This window comes from Paraburkholderia acidicola (assembly GCF_002362315.1).
GTDB classification, from domain to species: domain Bacteria; phylum Pseudomonadota; class Gammaproteobacteria; order Burkholderiales; family Burkholderiaceae; genus Paraburkholderia; species Paraburkholderia acidicola.
Window position 1 is genome coordinate 791170 of sequence record NZ_MTZV01000006.1, and the last position, 22202, is coordinate 813371.

Consider the following 22202-nt stretch of genomic DNA (forward strand, 5'->3'; position numbering starts at 1 on the left):
CCGGTTTCGTAACACGTTACGTATCGCGCTGCGGACGTTACGCGAAACAACAGCCGGAGCATCACCGTTCGAGCGAACGGGTGCGCCTCAGTTCGGGAAAGAGCCTCATCCACAGTAGCGCAACCCCAATCGTCGCACAGCCGCCCACCAGCACTGCGGCCCGCGCGCCCCACCAGCCCGCGGTGAGCCCCGATTCGAATTCGCCGAGCTGGTTCGACGTGCCGATGAAGAGCGAATTGACAGCGCTGACGCGACCCAGCATCTCTTCGGGTGTGCGCAACTGCACGAGCGACAGCCGCACGACGACACTGATCACGTCCGCGGCCCCCATCGCGGCGAGCGCCGCCAGCGACAGCAGAAAGTGATGCGACAGACCGAACAGGACCGTCACGATGCCGAACGCGATCACGCCGCCGAACATCGCGACACCGGGCCGGCGCCGCAACGGAAAGTGCGCGAGCCAGATGGTGCCCGCGAGCGCGCCGAGTGCCGGAGCCGAGCGTAGTACGCCAAGGCCCCACGGTCCGGTATGCAGGATGTCGCGCGCGAAGATCGGCAGCAATGCGGTCGCGCCGCCGAACAGCACCGCGAACAGATCGAGCGAGAGTGCACCGAGCACCACCGGTTCACGGCGAATAAACGCAATGCCCGAGAAGATCGATTTGAGTGTGGCCGGTGGACGCGCGGGCTGCTTTGTGCGCAGCGTGATGGTACTGACCATCGCCGATGCCGCGGCAAACGCGATTGCGGAAGCGATGTACACCGCGATCGGCCCAACACCGTAGAGCAGTCCACCCAGCGCCGGCCCGACGATCTGCGCGGCCTGGTTCGCCGAGGTGGCCCACGCGGTCGCACGCGGCAATTCTTCGCGCAGCACGATGCTCGGCAACAGCGATGAAATGGACGGCGACTCGAACGCGCGCGCGGTGCCGATCGACGCGGCCAGTAAATAGATGAACGGCGCCGTCAGCCAGCCGCCGAGCGTACCGATCAGAAACACACAGGCCGCCAGCGCTTCGAGCAGCTGACAAATCGCGGCGACCCGTCGACGGTCGTAACGATCGGCAACGTGTCCGACGACGAGAGTCAGCGCGAACATCGGGACGAACTGCGCAAGGCCGACAAGACCGAGCGCGTATGCGCTGTGCGTCAACGCATAAATGTGCCAGCCGATTGCAACGGCCAGCATCTGGAACGACACCGACGACAACACGCGTGCACACCAGAAGCGCTGGAAACCGGGGTGGCGGATCGGACTGGTACTTGTGGTGGTACCTGTGCTGGCGTCGGGAGGTTCGGGTTCGGGGGGCATCGATCGATTGGGTGGGCGCTATCGGGGTGACGCGTCGGCTAACGACGCGTAATCGCGTGACAGCGCAGGTTCGGAAGAAAGTCGCTCAGTCTAGTGTCGTCGGCGGGATCTGTCATGCGAAAGCAGAGCGTAAGGCGCGGTGCTGAGCCGATAACCGCAGCGAAAGAATCATTTTCACGACGATGGAATAAAAGCGGAAAGCGTCGTGTTTGCCCGGGTATGGAAGCCAGATACAACGCGCACCAGTTCTTTCATATGCAGACAACGTTCATTAGTTAGTCCTGCGCTATTTCTTCAATAGATAACGGAGTTCAAAGTGAAAATGCTTCCTCTCGCCGCTGCGGTATTGTCCGTGTCCGCTTCCCTGCTCGCTTCGACGGGCGCCATGGCGCAGGACGCCAAACCGGCAACTACGCCAGCAAAAAACATCGTGCTGGTCCACGGTGCGTGGGTTGACGGATCGGGCTGGAAGCCGGTCTACGACATCCTGAAGAAGGATGGCTATAACGTGTCCATCGTGCAGGAACCGTTGAGCTCTCTGGAAGACGACGTGGCTGCGACGAAGCGTGTGCTCGCGCTGCAGAACGGCCCGACCATTCTTGTCGCGCACAGCTATGGCGGCTCGGTCATCACGGAAGCCGGTGTGGCGCCGAACGTCGTCGGACTGGTGTACGTCGCCGCTCACGCGCCCGCTGTAGGCGAAGACGAGAGCACGCTCGGCAAGGGCATGCCGAGCTACACATCGAAACAGCCGGGCGCGATCGTCAAGACCGACGACGGCTACACCTATCTCAACCCCGCCGACTTCCCGAAAGACTTCGCCGCCGATCTGCCGCACAACGAGGCCGAGTTCGAAGCGCACTCGCAGATTCTCACGGCCGCGAAAGTCTTCTCGACACCGATGACGGTTGCCGCATGGCAGACCAAACCGAGCTGGGGAATCGTCGCCGCGGACGACCTGATCATCAACCCGGATCTCGAACGCTGGTACTACGCACGCGCGCATAGCCACACGACGGTACTCAAGGGCGCCAGTCACTCGGTCTACGAAACGCGTCCGAAGGAAGTGGCTGCAGTGATTGAAGACGCTGCGAAGCACGCGCAGGGTTGATCGTTGCACGGAGACGAGCCGCGGACCCGGGCTTCTTCGTCGGGTAACAGTTTCACGCTATGCTCTTCGCGGACAGAGATGAGCGAAGCAACGCTCAACGCCACCGCTTCCATGGAGACAGCAGCATGACTACCGCCACCCGGTTCTGGATGGTTCAAGGTGCACCGACCCCGGTCGGTCCTTTTTCTCACGCCACCGAATCGGATGGTTGGGTTTTCGTGACCGGCCAGATGCCGACCTCGCCGGACGACGACAACGCGCCGCTACCCGACGGCGTCGCGGCCCAGATGACACGCGTGATGGACAACCTGAAGCTCGTGCTCGGCGGGATTGGCCTCGGTCTCGAACACGTCGTCTCCGTGCGCATTTTCCTGACCGAGTTCAAGCGCGACTACGCAACGATGAATGCGACCTACGCGGCCTGCTTCCCGCCGGGGCAGTTGCCGGCGCGTACGTGTATCGGTGTAACGGGACTCGCGCGCGATGCGCTGGTCGAGATCGATTTCATTGCGCGAAGGCCCGCGTGAGCCGGTTCGAACGGATAGCGATGATCCGGACACTGCGCGGATCGTCGAGACAATCGCGCCGGTAAAACCCGCGGCCCCGGATCGACGTTCCCCTCCTGCGTCGCGTGACGCGTAAAACTTCCCTTCATCTGCCGTCCGGCTTCGGTTCGCCGGACGCGCCTCCGTTCCTGCCCGGCAGACCCAACGGTCCCGCTTTCGGTCCATCCTGCTCGCGCGGAACGGGGGTAGACAGACCTGTCATCTACCCGGCAGATCGCGCAGCTACCCCCATGAAGCAGCCTGGGATGGATACAGGAAAAACCCAAAAATCAATCGCATGCCACTCACAGACATTTCAATGCGATTTTTTTACTCCTATGCTTCCTCGGACCATGAGCGAGCAATGCCGGTTATCGTCGCAACCGGGGGCGCCATAAAAGGAACGGCAAATGACCGATGTTGTACCGCTGATCGAGGCCCTGACCGCCGTATTCGGCACCAGGGCGGTACTGACCGCCGAGTCCGATCTCGAAGGCTTTGTCGAGGACTGGCGCGGCCGCTACAAGGGGCGCGCAGCATGCGTAGTACTTCCATCCTGTACCGAGCATGTCGCCGCCATCGTGCGTCTGTGCGCAGCGCACGGCGTCCCGGTACTGCCGCAAGGCGGCAATACCAGCCTGTGCGGCGGCGCGGTGCCGGCCGACATCGGTATCCCGCCCGTCATCGTTAGCCTGTCGCGGATGCGGCAGATTCGCCGGATCGATGCGGCCAACGGCTCGATGGAAGTCGAAGCCGGCTGCGTGCTGCAAACCGTGCAGGAAGCCGCCGCCGAACAACAGCGCCTGTATCCGGTCAGTCTCGGCGCCGAGGGCTCGTGCCAGATCGGCGGGACGCTGTCGACGAACGCCGGCGGCACCAGCGTGCTGCGCTATGGCAATACCCGCGACAACGTCCTCGGCCTCGAAGTCGTGCTGGCCGACGGCACGATCTGGAACGGGCTGCGTGCGTTGCGCAAAGACAATACCGGGCTCGATCTGAAGCATCTGTTCATCGGCACGGAAGGCACGCTCGGCATCATCACTGCCGCCACGTTGAAGCTGCATCCGTTGCCCACGCATCACGCGCTCGCCTGGTTCGCACCGGTCGATCCCGCTGCGGCACTACAGGTACTCGGTCTCTTCCAGGCTGCATGCGGCGCACGGCTCAACGCATTCGAAATGATCAACCGCCGCCAGCTCGAACTCGTGATCGAACATGTGCCCGAGCGCCGCAATCCGCTCGGCGAGTGGCATCCGTGGCATGTGCTCGTCGAACTCGCCGATACCGGTGGCGGCGACGAAATGGCGGACCTGCTGCAGCGTACGCTCGAAGCCGCGACGCAAGCCGGTCTCATCGTCGATGCGGTGGTTGCCAGCAACGAGGCCCAGCGCGACGCTCTCTGGACGATTCGCCACAGCGTGTCGGAGGCGAACAAGAAAGGCGGCGTGGGCCTGACCACCGACTGTGCGGTGCCAGTCTCGGCGGTACCGGCCTTCATCGAACAGGCGACCCGCGCGGTGCATGCGCTCATCGACGGGCTCGACGTGCTGGTCGTCGCGCACCTGGGCGACGGCAACGCGCATTTCATCCCGTTCTTCAGCTTCGATGCATGGCACGCACTCGCGAACCCGACTGCGACCGCCAGTGCGCTGCGCCGCGCGGTCAACGATATCGCGCATGAACTGCACGGCACGTTCAGCGCGGAGCACGGCATCGGGCAAACCGGACTCGGCGAAATGGCCCATTACAAATCCGCCGCCGAACTCCGGCTGATGCACGCGGTCAAGCAGGCACTCGACCCGCACGACCTCCTCAACCCCGGTCGTCTGCTGCCCTGACCTGGCAGCGAGATTTTCGTTTCTCTCCTGGAGTCTTCATGAACAAGCCGTCCGCACGCGATCAGATAGCACAACCGGGCCGACGCTCGGCCATCAAGACGGCTCTAGCCGGCGCTGCCGTGGCGGCATTCCCGTTCATCTCGACGCCGTCTCGGGCGGCAAACAAGCGCATCGTCGTGCGCGACGACGGCGGCATCTACACGAAGGCCTACGGCGCGGTGTTCTACCGGCCGTTCACGGAGAAGACGGGCATCGAAGTGGTCGGCGTGCAGGCCAATGCCGAACCGACCGCGCAGATCAGGAGCATGGTCGAGACCGGCAGCTACACGTGGGACATGGCGAAGATCAGCCAGCCGGCAATCCTGCTGCTCACCGGCGGCGGCAAGGAGTATCTGGAGAAGCACGGGCTCGAAGCGGACCCGCTGATCGCGAAAATTCCAGCGCAGTATATGTCGCCGTACGGCGTCGGGACCAACATCTATACGACGGTACTCGCGTATCGCACCGACGCGTTCAAGGGACGCAAGGCGCCCGTTTCGTGGGCCGACATGTGGAACGTGAAGGACTTCCCGGGCCGCCGCGGGTTGCGCAAGTACCCGTTCGACACGCTCGAAGAAGCACTGATGGCCGACGGTGTACCGACATCGCAGGTCTATCCGTGCAATCTCGATCGCGGCTTCGCGAGTCTCGACAAGATCTCGAAGCACGTCGACGTCTGGTGGACCACCGGCGCCCAGGTCGAGCAGATGCTCGACTCCGGCGAAGTCGCGATGGTCAGCACGTGGGTCTCGCGTGCGCAGTCGGCGATCGCGAACGGCGCACCGGTTGGCATCGTGTGGGATCAGAACGTCTGGGGCTGCGACAACTGGTCGATCCTCAAAGGCACGCCGAACGCCGATGCATGCCGCGAGTTCATCAAGTTCGCCTCCGATCCGAAACGCCAGGCCGCACTCACCGAGCATTTCCCGGCCGGTGTCACGCAACCGGAAGCGTTTGACTTCATCAAACCCGAGATCGCGAAGAATTGCCCGACGTATCCGGCGAACATCAAGAGCGGCCTGCATATCGATGCGAAATACTGGCAAGCCAATCAGAGCGTCGCGCTCGAGCGCTTTAACCGCTGGATTCTGAGCTGAGCGCGCTGTCACCTTCACGGAACCCGATGCCCATGTCCGCCTCGAACCTGCAAATCTCGGGACTCAGCAAGCGCTACGGCGATTTCGTCGCGCTCGCCCCGCTCGATCTCAACGTCGCTCAAGGCGAGTTCCTGACCTTGCTCGGACCGAGCGGTTCGGGCAAGACGACGCTGCTTAGCCTGATCGCCGGACTTGCACAGCCTGACGCAGGACAGGTTCTGATCAACGGTATCGACGTGACCTATGGTGCGCCGTATGAGCGCGACATCGGCATGGTGTTCCAGAACTACGCGCTGTTTCCGCACATGACGGTCGCGGAAAACATCGCGTTTCCACTGCAGATGCGCAAGGTCGACGCCAAAACCGCGCGCGCCCAGGTCATGCAGGCGCTGGAGATGGTGCATCTACCGCACGTCGCGGCGCGTTATCCGCGCGAGCTGTCGGGTGGCCAGCAGCAACGCATCGCGCTTGCGCGCTGCATGGTTTACCGGCCGTCGATCATCCTGATGGACGAACCGCTCGGCGCGCTCGACAAGAAGCTGCGCGACCAGATGCAGCTTGAAATCAAACGGATTCATCGCGAGCTTGGCACGACGATCGTCTACGTCACGCACGATCAGGAAGAAGCGATGACGATGTCCGATCGCATCTGCCTGATGAACGGCGGCGCGATCGCCCAGCTCGGCGCCCCTGCCGACCTCTACTTCCGGCCGAAGAGCGTATTTGTCGCGGACTTTCTCGGCGAATCGAACCTGCTCGACGCAGTCGTGACCGAACGTGCCGGCAACCAGGTACGCGTGAGCATGCAGGGCATCGCGAAAGGCAGCGCGATGGCCTACGACTCGCTGATCGGCAACGGCAAGCAGGTCAAGCTGATGCTGCGCCCGCAGAACCTGCGGGTACACGACAGCGCGTTCGCGGATACGGCGGGCGGCTGCACACTGTCGGCGAAGCTCACCGACATCATGGTGACCGGCAGCATGACGCGGCTCTATCTGCAACCGCCGGCACCCGACGCCGCGCCGCTCGTCGCCGCGTTTCCCACCCAGCGGCTCGGCGCTCCGTATGAGATCGGCCAGACGCTCGGGCTGTCGTGGCTGACCGCCGACGCGGTCGCGATCGCGGGCTAAGCGATGAATCCCTCCGCCCTGACCGCACAGCCAGTACGTCCTACGCCCGCTGCGGCTGCGCGGCGCGCTCGCTGGCGCGCGTGGCTGCGGCCCGGCGCGATGGCCACGCCGATCGTCGCGCTGCTGCTCGTGATGCTGGTCTATCCGGTTGGTCAGTTGCTGCTGCTGAGTGTTCACAACGACGCCGGCTTCACGCTGATCGAATACCGGCGGCTGTTTGCTTCACCGGTCTATGTGGACGTGCTGCTGATCACGCTGAAGGTATCGCTATGGACGACCTTCTTCTCGGTGCTCACGGGCTATCCGATCGCCTACCTGATCTCGTCGCTCACGCGCGAGCGCAAGAACCGCTTGCTGTTCTGGGTACTGCTGTCGTTCTGGACCAGCTTTCTCGTGCGTACGTTCGCGTGGGTCGTGCTGCTCGGGCGCAACGGCGTGATCAATCAGGCGCTGCTTAGCCTCGGCCTGATCGACGAGCCTTTGAGCCTGCTGTATCACTTCTCGAGTGTGATCGTCGGCATGGTGCACGCGCTGATGCCGCTCGCCGTGCTCACGATGCTCTCGGTGATGGAGAACATCGACCGGCGTCTGACCGGTGCCGCCGCGACGCTCGGTGCGCGGCCTGGCATGGTGTTCTGGAAGGTGTATTTTCCGCTGTCGCTACCTGGCGTCGCCGCAGGCGCATTGATGGTGTTCGTCACGGCGATCGGTTTCTTCATCACGCCGACGCTGCTGGGCGGCCGCCATCAAACGATGATCACGCAACTGATCATCGACCAGGTCATGCAGGCGTTGAACTGGGGCTTTGCAGGCGCGATCTCAGTGCTGCTGCTCACGGTGGTACTGATCGTGTTTCTGGTCTACGACCGCCTCGTGGGACTGTCGACCATGGCGGGCGGCAGCAGCGCTGCCCCGCGTGCGACATCCGGCGGCAGATGGAGCCGAGCACTCGGCAACGCAGTGCTGAGCGCCCTCGGTCACGCCACCGATGCGCTGCTCGGCGTGCTGCCGAAACGCCGCTCCCGGCGCGGACGCGCAGGCGGCGGCGAAAGCCTGACGCTGCGCATGGTCGTGATCCTGCTGCTCGTGTTTCTCAGCGCACCAGCGTTCCTGATGATCCCGCTATCGTTCGATTCGGGCTCGGGCCTGTCGTGGCCGCCGCACGGTTTCTCGCTGCAGTGGTATCGCGAGATCGTCGATTCGCCGCTGTGGATGCAGGCGATCACACGGTCGATGCTGGTTGGCATCGGCAGCGGCATCCTGTCGATGCTGATCGGCACACCTGCTGCATTCCTGCTGGTACGCGGCGGCATGCGCGGCAAGACCGCGATGCTCGCGTTCGTACTCGCGCCGATCGTCGTGCCGCGCATGATCATCGCGGTCGGTGTGTTTTATTTCTTCGCGAAAATCGGTCTGGTCGGCTCGTCGTTTGGACTCGTGCTCGCGCACACCACGGTAGCCGTGCCGTATGTGGTGATCACGATGGCCGCGGTATTGCGCCACTACGACACACGCCTAGATCTCGCCGCCTACAGCATGGGCGCCCGCCCGTGGGCCACGCTGCGCCGCGTCACCTTTCCGATACTCGGCGCGGGCCTGATGTCGTCGTTTCTCTTTGCATTCGCGACCTCGTTCGACGAACTGACGATCGCGCTGTTCACGTCCGGCGGCTTGAGCACGACCTTGCCCAAGCAGTTCTGGGACGAAATCACGATGCAGATTTCACCGGTCATCGCCGCGGTCTCGACCTGCCTGTTCGTCTTCGTCGCCGCGCTGATCTGGCTTGCTGACCGGTTGCGCCGCCGCAGCCTGACTCCCTGATCTTCCCTGCTTCTCCCTGTTCCCCGAGACCTGCCATGCTTTCAGCCCAACAACTACAAGGCGTCCTGCCGGCGATTCCCACCCCGGTCCATGCCGACGACACCATCGATGCCGACGCCGCACGCGCGCTGATCCGCTATCTGTTGAAGCAAGGGGTGGACGGCATCGTGCCGCTCGGCGGTACGGGTGAATATGGCGCACTCGCGCGCACCGAACGCGTCCGTATGGCCGAGCTGACCGCAGGCGAATGCGCGGGCAAGGTGCCGGTCATCGCGGGCGTGCTGGACCCGGGGTATCACGATGCGCTGCAGGCCGGCCGCGAATTTGCGGCGGCCGGTGCGGACGCGCTGCTGGTGCTGACGCCGTACTACACGAATCCGACGCAGCAAGGCATTCGCGATTACTACATGCGCTATGCAGACGAAGCGCCGGCGCCGATCCTGATCTACGAGATCCCGTACCGCACGCGCATCGCGATCACGCCCGAGGTTCTGCACGAACTGTCGCAGCACGAACGGATCATCGGTATGAAGGCGTGCAACACGGACATGTGGCACTTCCTGCGGACGGTGGCGGGCGTCGACGCGTCGTTCTCGGTGCTGAGCGGCGAAGACACGCTGTTTCCGCTGCATGTCGCGGCGGGCGCGCGTGGTGGCATCGTCGTGACGGCGAGCTTGCTGCCCACGGCGTGGCGCACGATGTACCGGCTCGCGGTAGGCGGTAACACGCAGGATGCTCTTGCACTGCATCGCACGCTGATCCCGCTGATGAACATGGCGTTCGCGGAGACCAACCCCGGTCCGATCAAGTCGGTGATGGATCTGATCGGCGTGCACGCGCCCGCGATGCTGGCGCCGCTGGTTCGGGCCGCGCCGGCGCTGTCGGCGAGCCTGCGGACCGAACTCGAGCGACAGCTCAATGCCTTCGAGCGCCGCTTCTGAGCGTTCAGCGCGGATACCCCGCGAGCCGCGCCTTCGAGATCGACGTCGCGGCAACCTGCACGTGCTGCGCGAGTTCGGCTTCCACGCGTTCGCGCGACCAGCGCGAGGTCGGCACCGAGATATTGATCGCTGCAACGCCGATGCCGCCATGATCCGTAACCGGTGCAGCCACCGAAATATCGCCGAGCACGGTTTCGTTTTCGATCACCGCGTAGCCGCGACGCGCGACCTTGCGCACGCGTTCGAGCAGCTTGTCCGGATCGGTTTCGGTGTAGTGCGTGAGCGGGTCCAGCGGGGTCTGCGCGAGTACTTCGCGCACGCTTTCGTCGGACAGTCGCGACAGGATCGCGGTGCCTGCCGCCGTGAAGAGCGCCGGCAGGCGCGCGCCGACCACGATGTCGATATTCACCAGATGCTGACCGGGGAAACGCGCGACAAATACGATGTCCGGGCCGTCGAGTTCCAGCAGGTTGGTGGTTTCACCAAGCCGCCGGCTGATGTCGAGCAGATACGGCGAGGCCTTGTCGATGAGTTCGTTCGCGCGCACGTAGTTGTACGAGAACTGCAGCACCTTGGTGGTGAGCCCGTAGTTGCGCGTTTCCGGAATCCGCTCGAGGTAGCCGAGCGCTTCGAGCGTATGCACGAGCCGCTGCGTCGCACTGCGGTCGAGGCCGGAGGTGCGCGCGATGTCGATCAGCGTCAGGTGACGGTTCGGACCGTCGAAGGCGTGCAGCACCTGGAATGCTTTTTCCGTCGAACCGACGAAAAGCGATGAGCGCGGCGCGTCGGGATCGCGCGGCTTGCGGGACTTGGCGATGGCGTGTTCGGGCATGAGGGCGGCCGGTTGATGTATCGAACTACACTTGTAGCGATTGTAATGCAATCGAATCGATAAATTAAAAACGATTCGTTTTACGTGGAGTGCCCATGCTTTCCTGTGTTGCCGACTACCGCCTCGCCGCCCGCCGGCGCCTGCCGCGCCTCGCTTTCGACTACCTCGACGGCGGCGCCGAAGATGGCGACGCGTTGCAGCGCAATCGCGATGCGTACCGGCAGTGGTGTTTCAGTCCGCGCGTGCTGACCGACATTTCGCATTGCTCCACTGCGACGCAGTTTTTTGGGCGCGCGGCGGCCGCACCGATGGTCGTCGGTCCTACCGGGCTCAACGGGCTGTTCTGGCCGCGTGCCGACGAGCTGCTGGCCCAGGCTGCAAGCCGGGCAGGCCTGCCGTTCGTGCTGTCGACGGCTTCGACGTCGCTGCTCGAAGACGTGCGCGCCCACGCGCCGGACGGCGATCTATGGATGCAACTCTATGTGCAGCAGGACCGGCGCATCGCCGAGGACGTGATGCGTCGCGCGGGCGCGGCCGGTTATTCGACGCTGGTTCTGACCGTCGATACACCGGTGCACGGCAAACGCGACTATGAGATTCGCAACGGCTTCCGGTTGCCGCTGCGGTTATCGCCGAAACTGCTCGCCGACTGCGTGACGCGACCGCACTGGTGCTGGCAGATGCTGCGCCACGGCACGCCGCAATTGCAGAACATCGCGAGAAGCCTCGGCGAGCGCGCGGATCTGTCGCGCCATGCTGCGATGCTGAGCCGGCAGATGGATCTGACGCTCGGCTGGCACGATCTGGATTGGGTGAGGCAGCACTGGAGCGGCAAGGTGATCGTCAAGGGCATCCAGACCGTGCGCAGCGCGCTACTGGCCGCGGCCCACGATGCTGACGCGATCGTTGTGTCGAATCATGGCGGCCGGCAACTGGGCGGCGCACCGGCCTCGCTCGATGTATTGCCGGAAATCGTCGCTGCCGTCGGTGACAGGCTCGACGTTTTTGTCGACGGCGGTGTGCGGCGCGGCAGCGATGTCGTCAAGGCGCTGGCGCTTGGCGCACGCGGTGTATTGCTTGGCAGAGCGCCGCTCTATGGCGTTGCGTCCCGCGGAGAGGCCGGTGCTAACGAAGTGCTCGCCCTGCTAGCCGCCGAAATGCTGACTACCCTGCAACTGCTGGGATGCCCGGAGGTTGTCGGGCTCGATCGGTCGTTTCTGCGGCGTGCGTAGTCACGTCTTATCACGCACCGGCACCGCCCTCCGGGCCGAAGAAAATGACCCAGGTTCGGAAATCGTCGCTGAAGCGTTCGAAGCGGTGTTCGACGTGTGCCGGGACGAACAGCAGATCGCCGGCCTTGAATTCGCACACCTGATCCGCCCGGCGAAACGTCCCCGATCCCGCCGCGACGATGTACAACTCGTCGCGTGTGTGGGGCGACTGCGTGTCGATTCCGCGAGGCGCGAACAATTCGACGGATACGTCGGCGCGCTCGAAGAGTACGGCGAACGGCAGCGGTAACGTGGCTAGCAATCGGAACGCGTCTGCTTCATCGATGTGAAGCACGTCGTGTGGAATGGTTGTCATGCTGGAGTCCCCTGTTACTGCTCGTGGCTTTGTCCGTGGGTCATTTTGCGTGACTTCCAGACGCATCGGACAGACACGATTTCAGTGGAACGGACAAGGCCAGTTCGGGCTGCATCGGGGACCGAAAGTCGGGGCGCCGCTCGCCCCGACTCACAGCAGCTCCTGCAGATCAACCGCAGGACGCCCCCGCCTTCTTGCACGCATCCGCCAGCTGCGGCGGCGGATCTTTCTTGAACACCGTCTTGTAAGACTCGAGCACATTCGACTGCACGACCGGCAGCGACTGAACCCCGATCCAGGCCGGCGGCGTCTGTCCGATCAGCGACTTCATCATCGCGAGTGCTTCGGCGACGCCCTGATCATATGGACGTTGTGAACCGGTTGCCTTCAGCGGTCCGCCTTTGGCAATTTCGATCGCGGATTCGAGGCCCAGGTCGACGGTCGTGACCGGGATATTCAAACCCTGTGCGCGCATCGAGGTCAGCGTATCGAGTGCCGGTTGATCCCACACCGCGAACACGCCCTTCACATCGGGATTCGCCGTGAGGAAGTCGCCGGCAATCTGTCCGACCTTCGACGGGTCCGTGAAGTCGACCTGCTTGATCTTGATGTCGGGCCGGTTCTTCTTCATCCAGTCGTTGACGGCCTTGGTGCGCTCCTTCGTGCTGAAGTAGTCGACACCGAAGTTGACGAGCCCGACCGTGCCGCCCTGCGGAATGCACGACGCGAGCACTTTCGCAGCGATCTGGCCGTTGCCTTCGCTGTCGGCGGACACCATCGCCGAGTATTGCTCCGGATGACGCAGTCCGCCCGGCACGTTATCCATGAACACCAGCTTGATGCCGGCCGCGGACACCTTCTTGTAGGTCGCGGCCGTCGCCATGCCGTCGACCGGAATCGAAATAATCCCGTCCGGATGCCGCTGGATGGTGTTCTCGATATCGGCGATCTGCTTGTCGACCTGATACTCGGCCGACGCGGTGCCGATCACTTCGACGCCGTATTTCTTCAGCGTATCGGTGATGCCCTGCACCTGCAGCTGCGACCAGTCGAGGTTCATCGTCTGCATCGAAATGCCGACCTTGAATTTGCCCGCTTTCACCTTGGCGGCTTCGGCGGCGCTCAGCTGTACGCTATCTACCGAGGCGGCTTTTTCGCCGTTCGGTCCTTGCCCGACGATCGTCTTCGGCCCGATCGTCGCCGGCGACAATCCCTTCATGCAGGTCTGCGCACTGGCGCTGGAAGAAGCGAAGACCGCCATGCTTGCCGCGGCGATCACGCTGGCCCACACCATCCTCGAGACACGACGTTGTTTCATGATTCCCCTCCGTTGGTCTTCATGTATTGAGTCTCCTGACTTTCTCGACTACCGCGAACTGTCCATACCCCACGTCACTTCTTCGTAAACGCCACCGCCGCAACGATGATCGCCCCCTTGATGACAAGCTGCAGCGAAGAGCTGACGCCGAGCAGCACGAGGCCATTGTTGAGCGTTCCGATGATCAGGCTACCGAGCAACGTCCCCAGCACGAACCCGCGCCCGCCGAACAGACTGCAGCCGCCGAGCGTCACCGACGCGATCACGTCGAGTTCGAGCCCCTGCACCACGTCGGGCCGCGCCGCATGCGAGCGCGCCGACAGCACGAGCGCCGCAACTCCCGCGAGCATGCCGGTCAGCACGAACGCGAGCGTGGTGACGCGCCGGATGTTGATGCCCGAGTACAGCGCCGCGGTCGGGTTGCCGCCCGCCGCGTAAACCTGGCGGCCGAACACGCTGTAGTGCAGCAGCAAGATGCCGCCGATCACCGCGAGACCGGTCCAGATGATCGGCACCGGTACGCCGGCGATATCGCCTTCGCCGAAGATCGAGATGAATGAATCGTTGGTGATGATGACAGGCCGCGTTGTCGTGAGCAGCAGCGCGAGCCCGCGTGCCGCGCTGAGTGTGCCGAGCGTGACGAGAAACGAAGGAATGTTGAGCCGCGTCGTGATCACGCCGTTGATCAACCCCACCACGGCACCCGTGCCGATGCCCGCCAGCGCGCCGACGAACCAGCTGTCGCCGACGTACGCCATCGCCAGTGCCGCGGACATGCCCGACAACGCGAGCGTCGAACCCACCGACAGATCGATTTGCCGCGCGATGATCACGAACGTCATGCCGATCGCGATGATCGACACGAGTGCCGTCTGTCGGCCGATGTTCAGAAAGTTGTCGATGGACAGGAACCACGGCGACGCGAGGCTGAACACGACGAGCAGGATCGCGAATGCGAAATAAAGCGCATACGGCCGGTCGCCCTGCAGCAGCAGTCGGGCGAGCCGTCGTGCGCGGCTCTGTTGCGGCGATTGGGCGACCTGCTGGTCAGTTGCCAGCGACGGGACGGAATCGTTCATGTTGCAAGCTCGTTCGTGGATCGCGAAACCTGGATCAGGTGATGAAGCTCTTCGGCGTTGGCAAGCGTGGCGCGCTCGACGGTATCGACAATGCAGCCGTCGACCACGATGGAAATGCGATCGCACAGGCGCAGCAGTTCGTCGAGATCCGACGACACGACGAGCACGCCGGTTCCGGCCAGCGCCGCATCGTACACAACGCCGTAGATTTCTTCGCGCGCGCCGACATCGACGCCGACGGTCGGTTCATCGAGCAACAGCACATTCGGTCGCGGATGATTCCACTTGGCGAAGACAACCTTCTGCTGATTGCCGCCCGACAGAAACTTGACGTCGGTGGACGCACCCGGTGCTTTAACGGCCAGCTTTTTCATTGCGCCTTGCGCTTGCTGAAGCGCCGCGCCGCTACGCAGCCAGCCCCAGCGCGAGAAATGAGGCAGTCGCGGCAAGGTCAGATTGCGTTCGATCGAATGATCGAGCACGAGCCCCTGGAGATGGCGGTCTTCCGGTACTAGCGCGATGCCGAGTTTGATCGCGTCCGCAGCCGTATGGCGGGTGATCGGGCGACCGTCGATCACGATCTCGCCGCTATCGGCGGAACGCAGGCCGAACACCGTTTGCAGAATCTCAGTGCGGCCACTGCCGATCAATCCCGCAAGCCCATGAATCTCGCCTTTGTGCAGCGTGAGGCTCACATCGTGCAGCCGGTCGTTGCTGACACCGGACAGCGTGAGAACCGGTGTTCCCGCGGCTGTGGTCTGGTCATTCGCAGCAACACCGCGACGCTGCTCGCGCATCTGCACCGCGGCATGCCCCGGACCGACGATTGCTGCGACGAGCTGCTTCATGTCGGTATCGGCGGTGGCGAACATGCCTGCGTTCCTGCCGTCGCGGAATACGGTCACGCGCTGCGAAATACGAAACACCTCGTTCAACCGATGCGTGACATAGATCACGCCCACGCCACGATCGGTCACGGCGCGAATCGCGTCGAACAGGATCTGCTCTTCGCCGCCGGTCAGCGCCGACGTTGGTTCATCGAGGATTAGCACGCGCACGTCGCCCATCAACGCCTTGCAGATCTCGGTCATCTGCCGGTAGGCGAACGGCAATGAACCGACCGGCACACGCGGATCGAGCGGAATGCCGTGCTCGTGCAGAAAATCGCTGACTTGCGCCATCAATGCGCGCTTCTTCACGAAACCGAGCCGGGTGCGCGGCTCGCGCCCCAGCATCAGGTTGGCCGCCACAGAAAGCGACTCGACGAGACTCAGATCCTGGTAGACGACGGCGATACCGGCATCGCGTGAGCGGGCGGGCGAATCGAATGCGACTTTCTGGCCGGCGATCTCGATAGAGCCTTCGTCATAGGCATGTACGCCACTCAGGATCTTGATCAGCGTGGATTTGCCGGCGCCGTTTTCGCCGAGCAGCGCATGGACTTCGCCGGGCAAGACTTCGAGGTCGACGCCGCGCAGCGCCTGCACGCCGCCAAACCGCTTGGTGACGCCCGCCACACGGACCAACGGCGCCTGAGACGGCACCTGAACTGTTCGCTCGGGCGATGAACTGGCCGCGGCCGGAACCGGCGCACTCATCTCGTCTGTCTCCTTCGTCGGCGCGACGAAATTTTTATGTAGCGCGATCGGGTGTCGCGAAATCGATTGTTATCTTGTCATCATCGAAATGATGCGTCAATAACATTTATGGCCGGTTTGGCGTGCCATCAGCATATCAAACCCCGACAATCGATCCATAAATGTAACGATCGTAACAACATGACGACGCGCATCGTTCTGGGACGGAAGCCCAAAAGAAACGCCCTCGGAGCACGTCACGAGGGCGTTTCAGAAACACCGTGACCACATCGGTTCAGCGCTTCTCCACACGATGTACATCGCGATAGCGCAACATGGCGCCCAGTTGCTGTTCCTTTTCAGTATCGAATCCGCAGACGCCATCCCACGCAGGCGGATTCTCATAGGTGCCGAACATCATGTCCCACCAGGTGATGTCGCCGTAGTTGTTCTTGTGATGCGCGTACTCGTGATGGATGCGATGCATCTCCGGGCGCTGAAAGACGTATCCGACCCAACGCGGCGTCCGGCAATTCGTGTGATAGAAGAATTCCCCGACGGCCGTGCACAGCGTATAAATGGCACCCGCCTCGGGCGACATCCCGAGCAACGTGTAAACCAGCACACTGCCGATCACCGAATTGACGACCATCTCGCCGGGATGCTTGTAGAACGAGGTGATCACTTCGAGCCGCTGCGCGCTGTGATGAATCTGGTGGAACACGCGCCAGAGCAAGTCGTATTCGTGGCGCCAGCGATGCCACCAGTAAAACACGAAGGTCGCAATGAAATACGCCAGCAGGCCGGCAGCCACCGGCGGCAGATGCGCCGACAAATGGAACAGCGATCGCGCCGAAAACCATTGCTGCCACGTGAGCCCCGCTGCGACCACCACGCCCAGCTGAACGCCGTTGAGCAGCAGCACGCGCACACCCCACGTGCGCACAGGGGGGAGCGTCCAGCCCGGATTCATCCGCTCCAGTGCGAAGCAGAAACCGAACAGAAGAAAGACGATGATCAGCATGGGCGTGCCTCCTGTTCTATCGAAGTTTCACCGCCGATATCGCACACCACACGAAGATGTGGACTATCCAGCACGCTTGCCGGTGTAACGGTAACGCGCCGCCATGGAATGCGGCCAAAGTACCAAAACCGCCAGAAACCAAGCCTCGGATCGGGATTGCGTTCGAGCAAGGTCGAGAAGGTCTCAGTCTCGCCGAGCCGGATGCCCGTCGCTTCTTTGATGACTTCGCGCACGAAGCGCGAACAGAACTGGCGCCGCGAATGCAGGTTGAAGCCGGTGTCGTAGAACGTGCCCAAGCGACGCGTCGCCGCCGCGATCAACGTGTTGCGGCGCCGATCGTCGAGCGGTATCGAGAGTCTCGCGACTGCGTAGCGCCCGTTTTCGGAGCGCTGTAGAAAACGCGTCATGCGCGTGGTGCGTGCGAACGGGAAGGTGCTTTCCGCGATCAACGGATCGTCGCCACGCGTGTCGACGACGATGCCAACATGATTCGTCCACGAAAGCGTGGCATAAGCCACTTCGAGGAACGGACGTGCCGTGACGCGGATAAAAACGAGGTCCCCGACTTGCAGGTCACGTACCTGCGACACATCGAACACCTTCGCCGCGCGCAAGGCAGGACGGGACCCCGCACGCGCGTGGTTCTCTCCACTTACATCGGTTATCCGGGTGCCGGTGGTCATACTGGTCTCCATGAGCTAACAACGGAGCCCAGCATGCCGCGTGGTCGCACAGTGTGCACTCTCGATGTTTTTATTTGACTAGAATCGTACTCACGGTATCGGATATCGATACGTTCATCGCCCCCACGCACCCACTTCATCAGAACCCGGCCATGACCGAGATTACCCAGATCATCGCGACCATCAAGCGACGCCTCAAGGCCGAAGGCATGACCTATCGTGACGTCGCCCAGGCGCTGCAGTTGTCGGAGCCCAGCGTGAAACGCCTGCTCGCCGGAGGACGCCTGACCATCGATCGTCTCGCGCAGTTCTGCGACCTGTTCGGCCTGACCATGGCGGAGCTGCTGCAGGAAGCGGAACTGGCGGTGCCGCGCCTGCACGTGCTCACACGCGACCAGGAAACGCAGCTCGTGTCGAACGAAAAGCTCTTGCTGGTGGCCGTCTGCGCGCTGAATTACTGGTCGCTCGAAGACATGGTGTCGGGGTATCAACTGTCCAAAGCTGAGTGCATCAAGCATCTGCTCGTACTGGACCGCATGGGCTTCGCGAACCTCAAGCCCGGCAACCGCATCCGGTTGCTGGTCGCACGAGACTTCGACTGGCTGCCGGATGGGCCGATCCGCCAGTACTTCCTGCAGCAGGGGTTGCCCGATTTCATGGAAAGCCGGTTCGACATGCCGGAAGAATCGATGGATTTCGTGCATGGCATGCTGACGACATCCGCCTATGCGCAGTTGCAGGCCGAATTGCGCAAGCTGCGCCGCAAATTCACGTCGTTACACGATGAATCGGCGGCAGCGGCCTTGAGCGAGCGGCACGGCACCGCGCTTTTGCTGGCGATGCGCGTGTGGGAACCGGATGGGTTCAGAAAGCTCAAGCGGCCGCCGGATGCGGGAGAAATGCGATACTGACCTGCCCATCGCCAGTGGCATCCCACTCATGCGCACCCACCACCCCGCTCTCACCGCCCTCACCGTCTTCACCGGCCGTACCGCCGATCGCAACGAGCGCGGCATGGCCGGCTCGCTCGTTGTCGGTCTTGCGCTCGCTCGGCGGCTTGGGCTCGAACCGGTCCGCATCGGCGAACCGGAAGCACCCTTCACCGGTGGATGGCGTGAGCAACTGGCCGCGGCTACACCGTGGCTGCAGTGTTTATCCGCGCACTACGACGCATTGCTGAGAGACGGCAACACACCGCTGCTGACCACGATGGGTCGCTGTGCCAGCGCGCTCGCGACGCTGCCGCTCGTCGCGCGCCACCGGCCGGATGCGGCAATCGTCTGGTTCGACGCGCACGGTGACTGCAATACGCCGTCGACCTCTTCATCCGGCTATCTGGGCGGCCTGGTGCTCACGGGCGCGGCCGGCCGCTGGGAAGCTGACTGGAAAGACAATACCGGCCTCGGCGGCGACCTCGATCTGGCGAACGTGATCCTCGTCGGCGCCCGCGATCTCGATCCCGCCGAGCGCGCCCTGATCGATGCCGGCACGATCGCGCTGGTGCCAGCCGGCGACGACCTGCCCGAACGTCTGCGCCGCGCAATCGCCGGTCGCGAGGTGTATGTGCATCTCGACTGCGACGTGCTCAATCCTGGCATCGTGCCGACTGAGTACGCGGTCGACGGCGGGCTGTCGCTGGACGACCTGTCCGCTGCGGCGCAAGTGCTCGCGGATTGCGGCCTGATCGGGCTCGAGATCGCGGAATTCGAAGTCGGCTGGAGCGGGGTTTGGGCCGACCGGAAGCGGCTTGAGGGGAGCCCGGATACCTGCTCGCCGGACGCCTTGCTCGATGCGCTGGCGCCGCTGTTCGCGTAGGTGGATCGGGTCTGAAGCGGCGACCTGACGCCGGAAACCCGAAGCCCCCCAACCCACCGCCCCACTGTCACGTAGCCGCAACGTAGCGTCGGTATGTTCTGGCATCCCCACACACAACCGGGATGCCATGACAACCCCGTTGCAGGAACGAACGTCGTCGACGAGCGCGACGTCGAAGGTGCTCGTCGCAAGCATCGTGCTGAATCTGCTGTTGATGGCGCTACAGGTGACGGTGGGCCTGTCCGCCCATTCGTCCGGGATGCTGGCGGATGCGTTGCACTCGTTCGTCGACATGCTCGCTGACGCGCTCGTCCTGCTCGCCTGCGCCCTCGATGCCCGCGCCGCGGCCGCCGATCCGACCCGCCGGTATCCGAAGTACGAACCGCTCGCGCTGCTCGCGCTCGGCGCGCTGCTTGGCGCAACGGGGCTCCAGATGGTGTGGCAATCGTGGGAGTCGGCGGTACGGTCCGGTGTGAATCCGGACAGCCACTTCGATATCGTGACACTCGGTGTCGCTGTACTCGCGCTCGCCAGCAAGGAAACGCTGTTCCGCTGGATGGCGCGCGAAGCCAAACGCAGCCGTTCGACGCTGCTGCTCGCCAATGCATGGCATGTGCGCGCCGATGCGCTGTCGTCGCTGGTCGTGACGGTGGCGATCGGCGGGAGTCTTGCCGGGCTTACACGGCTCGACGACCTGGCCGCCGCGCTGATCGGCCTGATGATCGTCAAGACCGGCTATAGCTTCGGTTCGCGCGGACTGCGGGATCTGAAGCAACGCCGGCACACTACTGCGCAGCGGCCGGCCGCCACGGCGCCTGCCCGGATGCACGTCGTGCGCACTGACGCGCTGACGATGCCGCTCGATGCACGCGTGCTGCCGCTGCAGCCTTCGCACGATCGCACTCCCACTCGTCTCATTCCCGTCGATCAGGACGCGCCGGTGCTGGAAAGCCGCAGCGCCGCGTAAGCGATACGCGGCGGCGCTCGTGGTAGGGACAGGTGCGGCTCCCTCCTGCTGCCAAACCGCACACCCGCCGTAACGCCCGAAATACCCGAACATCTCGCCCGCAGGCACCAAGCCTAGATAAGCCGATGCCCGCCATCGATATGCATCGTCTCGCCCGTCGTCAGCTCGCTCTCCATCAGATAGACGTAGGCAGCAGCCACCTGCGCCGGCGTCGCGATCCTGCCCGCCGGCAAGCGGGCGGCCATCTCCGCGAAGTAGCCGCTTTTGGCCTCGCCGACCATCTCATCCCACATCGGCGTATCGACCCAACCCGGTGACACGACATTGACGCGCGTCGGCGCCAGTTCCAGCGCGAGTGCGTGCGCGAAATAACCGAACGAGCCGGCAATGGCCGCCACGACCGCGCCGCCGGGAACGGGTGGCCGATCCTTGTTGATGCCCGACGTGAAGGTCATCGATCCGCCCTTTCTGAGCGTCGGCACAGCATGTTTGGCGAGCGTGACGGCACTGATCAGTTTGCTGTCGAAAAAGCGTCGCACGACATCGATGTCGATCCGCTCGATCGGATCGCCGGGCGGCGGCGTTCCGGCTGTCGACACGAGGTGATCGAACGCGCCGACTTCGTCGAAGGCGCGGGCGACTTCCGGCTCTTTTGTGATATCGACGGCCAGGCTTTTCACGCGATGACCGGAGCCAAGCGCCCGCTCCGCTGCCCGCAGCTTGTCCAACGATCGTCCGACGATCACCACGTCCGCGCCATGCGCAAGCGCAGCGGCCGCGACGCCCAGACCAATCCCCGAACTACCGCCTACGACGACAATCTTTTGTCCCTTGAGCGATGCCATGTCAGTCTCCGTTTTCGCTGATGAGCGCGGGCGCGTTACGTACGTGCGCACTTACGCATTGCCCGCATACGCGGCTTCGATGTCGGCGACGATGATCTTTGACATTTTGTACATCGCGTACCGCACCCGGTCGGCTTTCTCGCGGTCTGGATCAGCAAGCAGCCGCAGCATGATTTCCGGCACGACCTGCCAGTGGACGCCGTAGCGGTCCGTCAACCAGCCGCACTGTTTCTCGACGCCACCGCCTGCCGTGAGCGCATGCCAGTAGTAATCAGTTTCGCTCTGGTCTTTCGTCTCGATGTAGAGCGAAACCCTTTCGTTAAAACGCGGCGCCGATCCTGCGTTGAGCGCGGTCAAGCGCAATCCTTCGAGTTCGAAATCATAAACAGCCATCTGCGCCGTCTTGTTGTTAGCGGAGACCCGGTCGCTGAACTCCGTTGAATCCAGCGCCTTGCTGTTCCTGAACACCGACAGATAGAAATCGCGTGCCTCTTGCGCATCGGTCTCGAACCAGAGAAATGGGTGGATGGTGGCCATGCCGTTCTCCTGAGGGGTAGTCATGTAGGGCATTCTGGTCAGCGGCGGGTTGACAGACAAACCATTATTTGGCATCAATCTGTGACTAACACTCACTAATCACC

21 protein-coding genes are annotated in these 22202 nt (G+C 63.2%); 11 read left to right on the top strand and 10 right to left on the bottom strand.

Going from position 1 to position 22202, the window contains the following annotated elements:
• Nucleotides 1–61: 61 nt before the first annotated feature.
• Nucleotides 62–1312 (bottom strand): MFS transporter, encoded by a 1251-nt coding sequence (locus BWP39_RS22365; protein ID WP_096724177.1) that lies wholly within the window; start codon nt 1310–1312, stop codon nt 62–64.
• A 322-nt stretch (nt 1313–1634) separates the two neighbouring features.
• Here BWP39_RS22365 and BWP39_RS22370 point away from each other — a divergent pair, with 322 nt between their 5' ends.
• The 7 genes from BWP39_RS22370 to dapA all read left to right on the top strand — a co-directional run bounded on the left by BWP39_RS22370 (nt 1635) and on the right by dapA (nt 9834).
• A complete protein-coding gene (locus tag BWP39_RS22370; RefSeq protein ID WP_096724179.1) occupies nt 1635–2423 on the top strand; it encodes an alpha/beta hydrolase in 789 nt (262 codons plus the stop codon).
• Nucleotides 2424–2548: 125 nt separating this feature from the next.
• Entirely contained in the window at nt 2549–2950 is a 402-nt protein-coding gene (locus tag BWP39_RS22380; protein WP_096724183.1) for a RidA family protein, read from the top strand.
• 428 nt (nt 2951–3378) lie between these two features.
• On the top strand, nt 3379–4806 hold the full coding sequence (locus tag BWP39_RS22385) for an FAD-binding oxidoreductase (protein WP_096724185.1): 1428 nt from the start codon (nt 3379–3381) through the stop codon (nt 4804–4806).
• Nucleotides 4807–4844: 38 nt separating this feature from the next.
• Nucleotides 4845–5942: an ABC transporter substrate-binding protein gene (locus BWP39_RS22390; protein WP_096724187.1), complete on the top strand. Its 1098-nt coding sequence runs from the start codon at nt 4845–4847 to the stop codon at nt 5940–5942.
• A gap of 32 nt (nt 5943–5974) precedes the next feature.
• Nucleotides 5975–7072 carry an ABC transporter ATP-binding protein gene (locus BWP39_RS22395; protein WP_096724189.1) on the top strand — a complete coding sequence of 366 codons (1098 nt, stop codon included), beginning with the start codon at nt 5975–5977 and terminating at the stop codon, nt 7070–7072.
• Nucleotides 7073–7171: 99 nt separating this feature from the next.
• Complete coding sequence (locus BWP39_RS22400; protein ID WP_096726098.1) at nt 7172–8893, top strand: ABC transporter permease subunit; 1722 nt, start codon at nt 7172–7174, stop codon at nt 8891–8893.
• Nucleotides 8894–8928: 35 nt separating this feature from the next.
• Nucleotides 8929–9834, top strand: coding sequence for a 4-hydroxy-tetrahydrodipicolinate synthase (gene dapA, locus BWP39_RS22405; RefSeq protein WP_096724191.1), 906 nt, complete (start codon nt 8929–8931; stop codon nt 9832–9834).
• A 4-nt stretch (nt 9835–9838) separates the two neighbouring features.
• Here the strand turns inward: dapA and BWP39_RS22410 are convergent, their stop codons facing one another.
• A complete protein-coding gene (locus tag BWP39_RS22410; protein ID WP_096724193.1) occupies nt 9839–10666 on the bottom strand; it encodes an IclR family transcriptional regulator in 828 nt (275 codons plus the stop codon).
• A 95-nt stretch (nt 10667–10761) separates the two neighbouring features.
• On the opposite strand from BWP39_RS22410, the gene BWP39_RS22415 reads away from it, so the two are divergent.
• A complete protein-coding gene (locus BWP39_RS22415) occupies nt 10762–11898 on the top strand; it encodes an alpha-hydroxy acid oxidase (protein ID WP_096724195.1) in 1137 nt (378 codons plus the stop codon).
• A 10-nt stretch (nt 11899–11908) separates the two neighbouring features.
• Here the strand turns inward: BWP39_RS22415 and BWP39_RS22420 are convergent, their stop codons facing one another.
• From BWP39_RS22420 to BWP39_RS22445, 6 genes are all read right to left on the bottom strand, one after another.
• Nucleotides 11909–12253, bottom strand: coding sequence for a cupin domain-containing protein (locus tag BWP39_RS22420; RefSeq protein ID WP_096724197.1), 345 nt, complete (start codon nt 12251–12253; stop codon nt 11909–11911).
• Nucleotides 12254–12422: 169 nt separating this feature from the next.
• Complete coding sequence (locus BWP39_RS22425; protein ID WP_096724199.1) at nt 12423–13571, bottom strand: substrate-binding domain-containing protein; 1149 nt, start codon at nt 13569–13571, stop codon at nt 12423–12425.
• Nucleotides 13572–13645: 74 nt separating this feature from the next.
• Complete coding sequence (locus BWP39_RS22430) at nt 13646–14650, bottom strand: ABC transporter permease (RefSeq protein WP_096724201.1); 1005 nt, start codon at nt 14648–14650, stop codon at nt 13646–13648.
• Nucleotides 14647–16248, bottom strand: a complete 1602-nt coding sequence (locus BWP39_RS22435) for a sugar ABC transporter ATP-binding protein (RefSeq protein WP_096724203.1) — start codon at nt 16246–16248, stop codon at nt 14647–14649. The genes BWP39_RS22430 and BWP39_RS22435 overlap by 4 nt, the downstream gene beginning before the upstream one ends.
• Before the next feature lie 274 nt (nt 16249–16522).
• Nucleotides 16523–17251 (bottom strand): sterol desaturase family protein, encoded by a 729-nt coding sequence (locus BWP39_RS22440; protein ID WP_096724205.1) that lies wholly within the window; start codon nt 17249–17251, stop codon nt 16523–16525.
• A complete protein-coding gene (locus BWP39_RS22445; protein ID WP_096726099.1) occupies nt 17245–17934 on the bottom strand; it encodes a YebB family permuted papain-like enzyme in 690 nt (229 codons plus the stop codon). Before BWP39_RS22445 ends, BWP39_RS22440 begins: the two co-directional genes overlap by 7 nt.
• Before the next feature lie 152 nt (nt 17935–18086).
• On the opposite strand from BWP39_RS22445, the gene BWP39_RS22450 reads away from it, so the two are divergent.
• The 3 genes from BWP39_RS22450 (at nt 18087) to BWP39_RS22460 (ending at nt 20716) form a co-directional block, all read left to right on the top strand.
• Nucleotides 18087–18845 carry a helix-turn-helix domain-containing protein gene (locus BWP39_RS22450; RefSeq protein WP_096724206.1) on the top strand — a complete coding sequence of 253 codons (759 nt, stop codon included), beginning with the start codon at nt 18087–18089 and terminating at the stop codon, nt 18843–18845.
• A 28-nt stretch (nt 18846–18873) separates the two neighbouring features.
• Complete coding sequence (locus tag BWP39_RS22455) at nt 18874–19749, top strand: arginase family protein (protein WP_096724208.1); 876 nt, start codon at nt 18874–18876, stop codon at nt 19747–19749.
• Between the two features lie 127 nt (nt 19750–19876).
• On the top strand, nt 19877–20716 hold the full coding sequence (locus BWP39_RS22460) for a cation diffusion facilitator family transporter (RefSeq protein WP_096724210.1): 840 nt from the start codon (nt 19877–19879) through the stop codon (nt 20714–20716).
• A 113-nt stretch (nt 20717–20829) separates the two neighbouring features.
• Here BWP39_RS22460 and BWP39_RS22465 read toward each other — a convergent pair whose 3' ends face one another.
• Both BWP39_RS22465 and BWP39_RS22470 read right to left on the bottom strand, forming a co-directional pair.
• Nucleotides 20830–21561 (bottom strand): SDR family oxidoreductase, encoded by a 732-nt coding sequence (locus tag BWP39_RS22465; protein ID WP_096724212.1) that lies wholly within the window; start codon nt 21559–21561, stop codon nt 20830–20832.
• A 51-nt stretch (nt 21562–21612) separates the two neighbouring features.
• On the bottom strand, nt 21613–22194 hold the full coding sequence (locus BWP39_RS22470; RefSeq protein ID WP_207557042.1) for a VOC family protein: 582 nt from the start codon (nt 22192–22194) through the stop codon (nt 21613–21615).
• Nucleotides 22195–22202 lie beyond the last annotated feature (8 nt).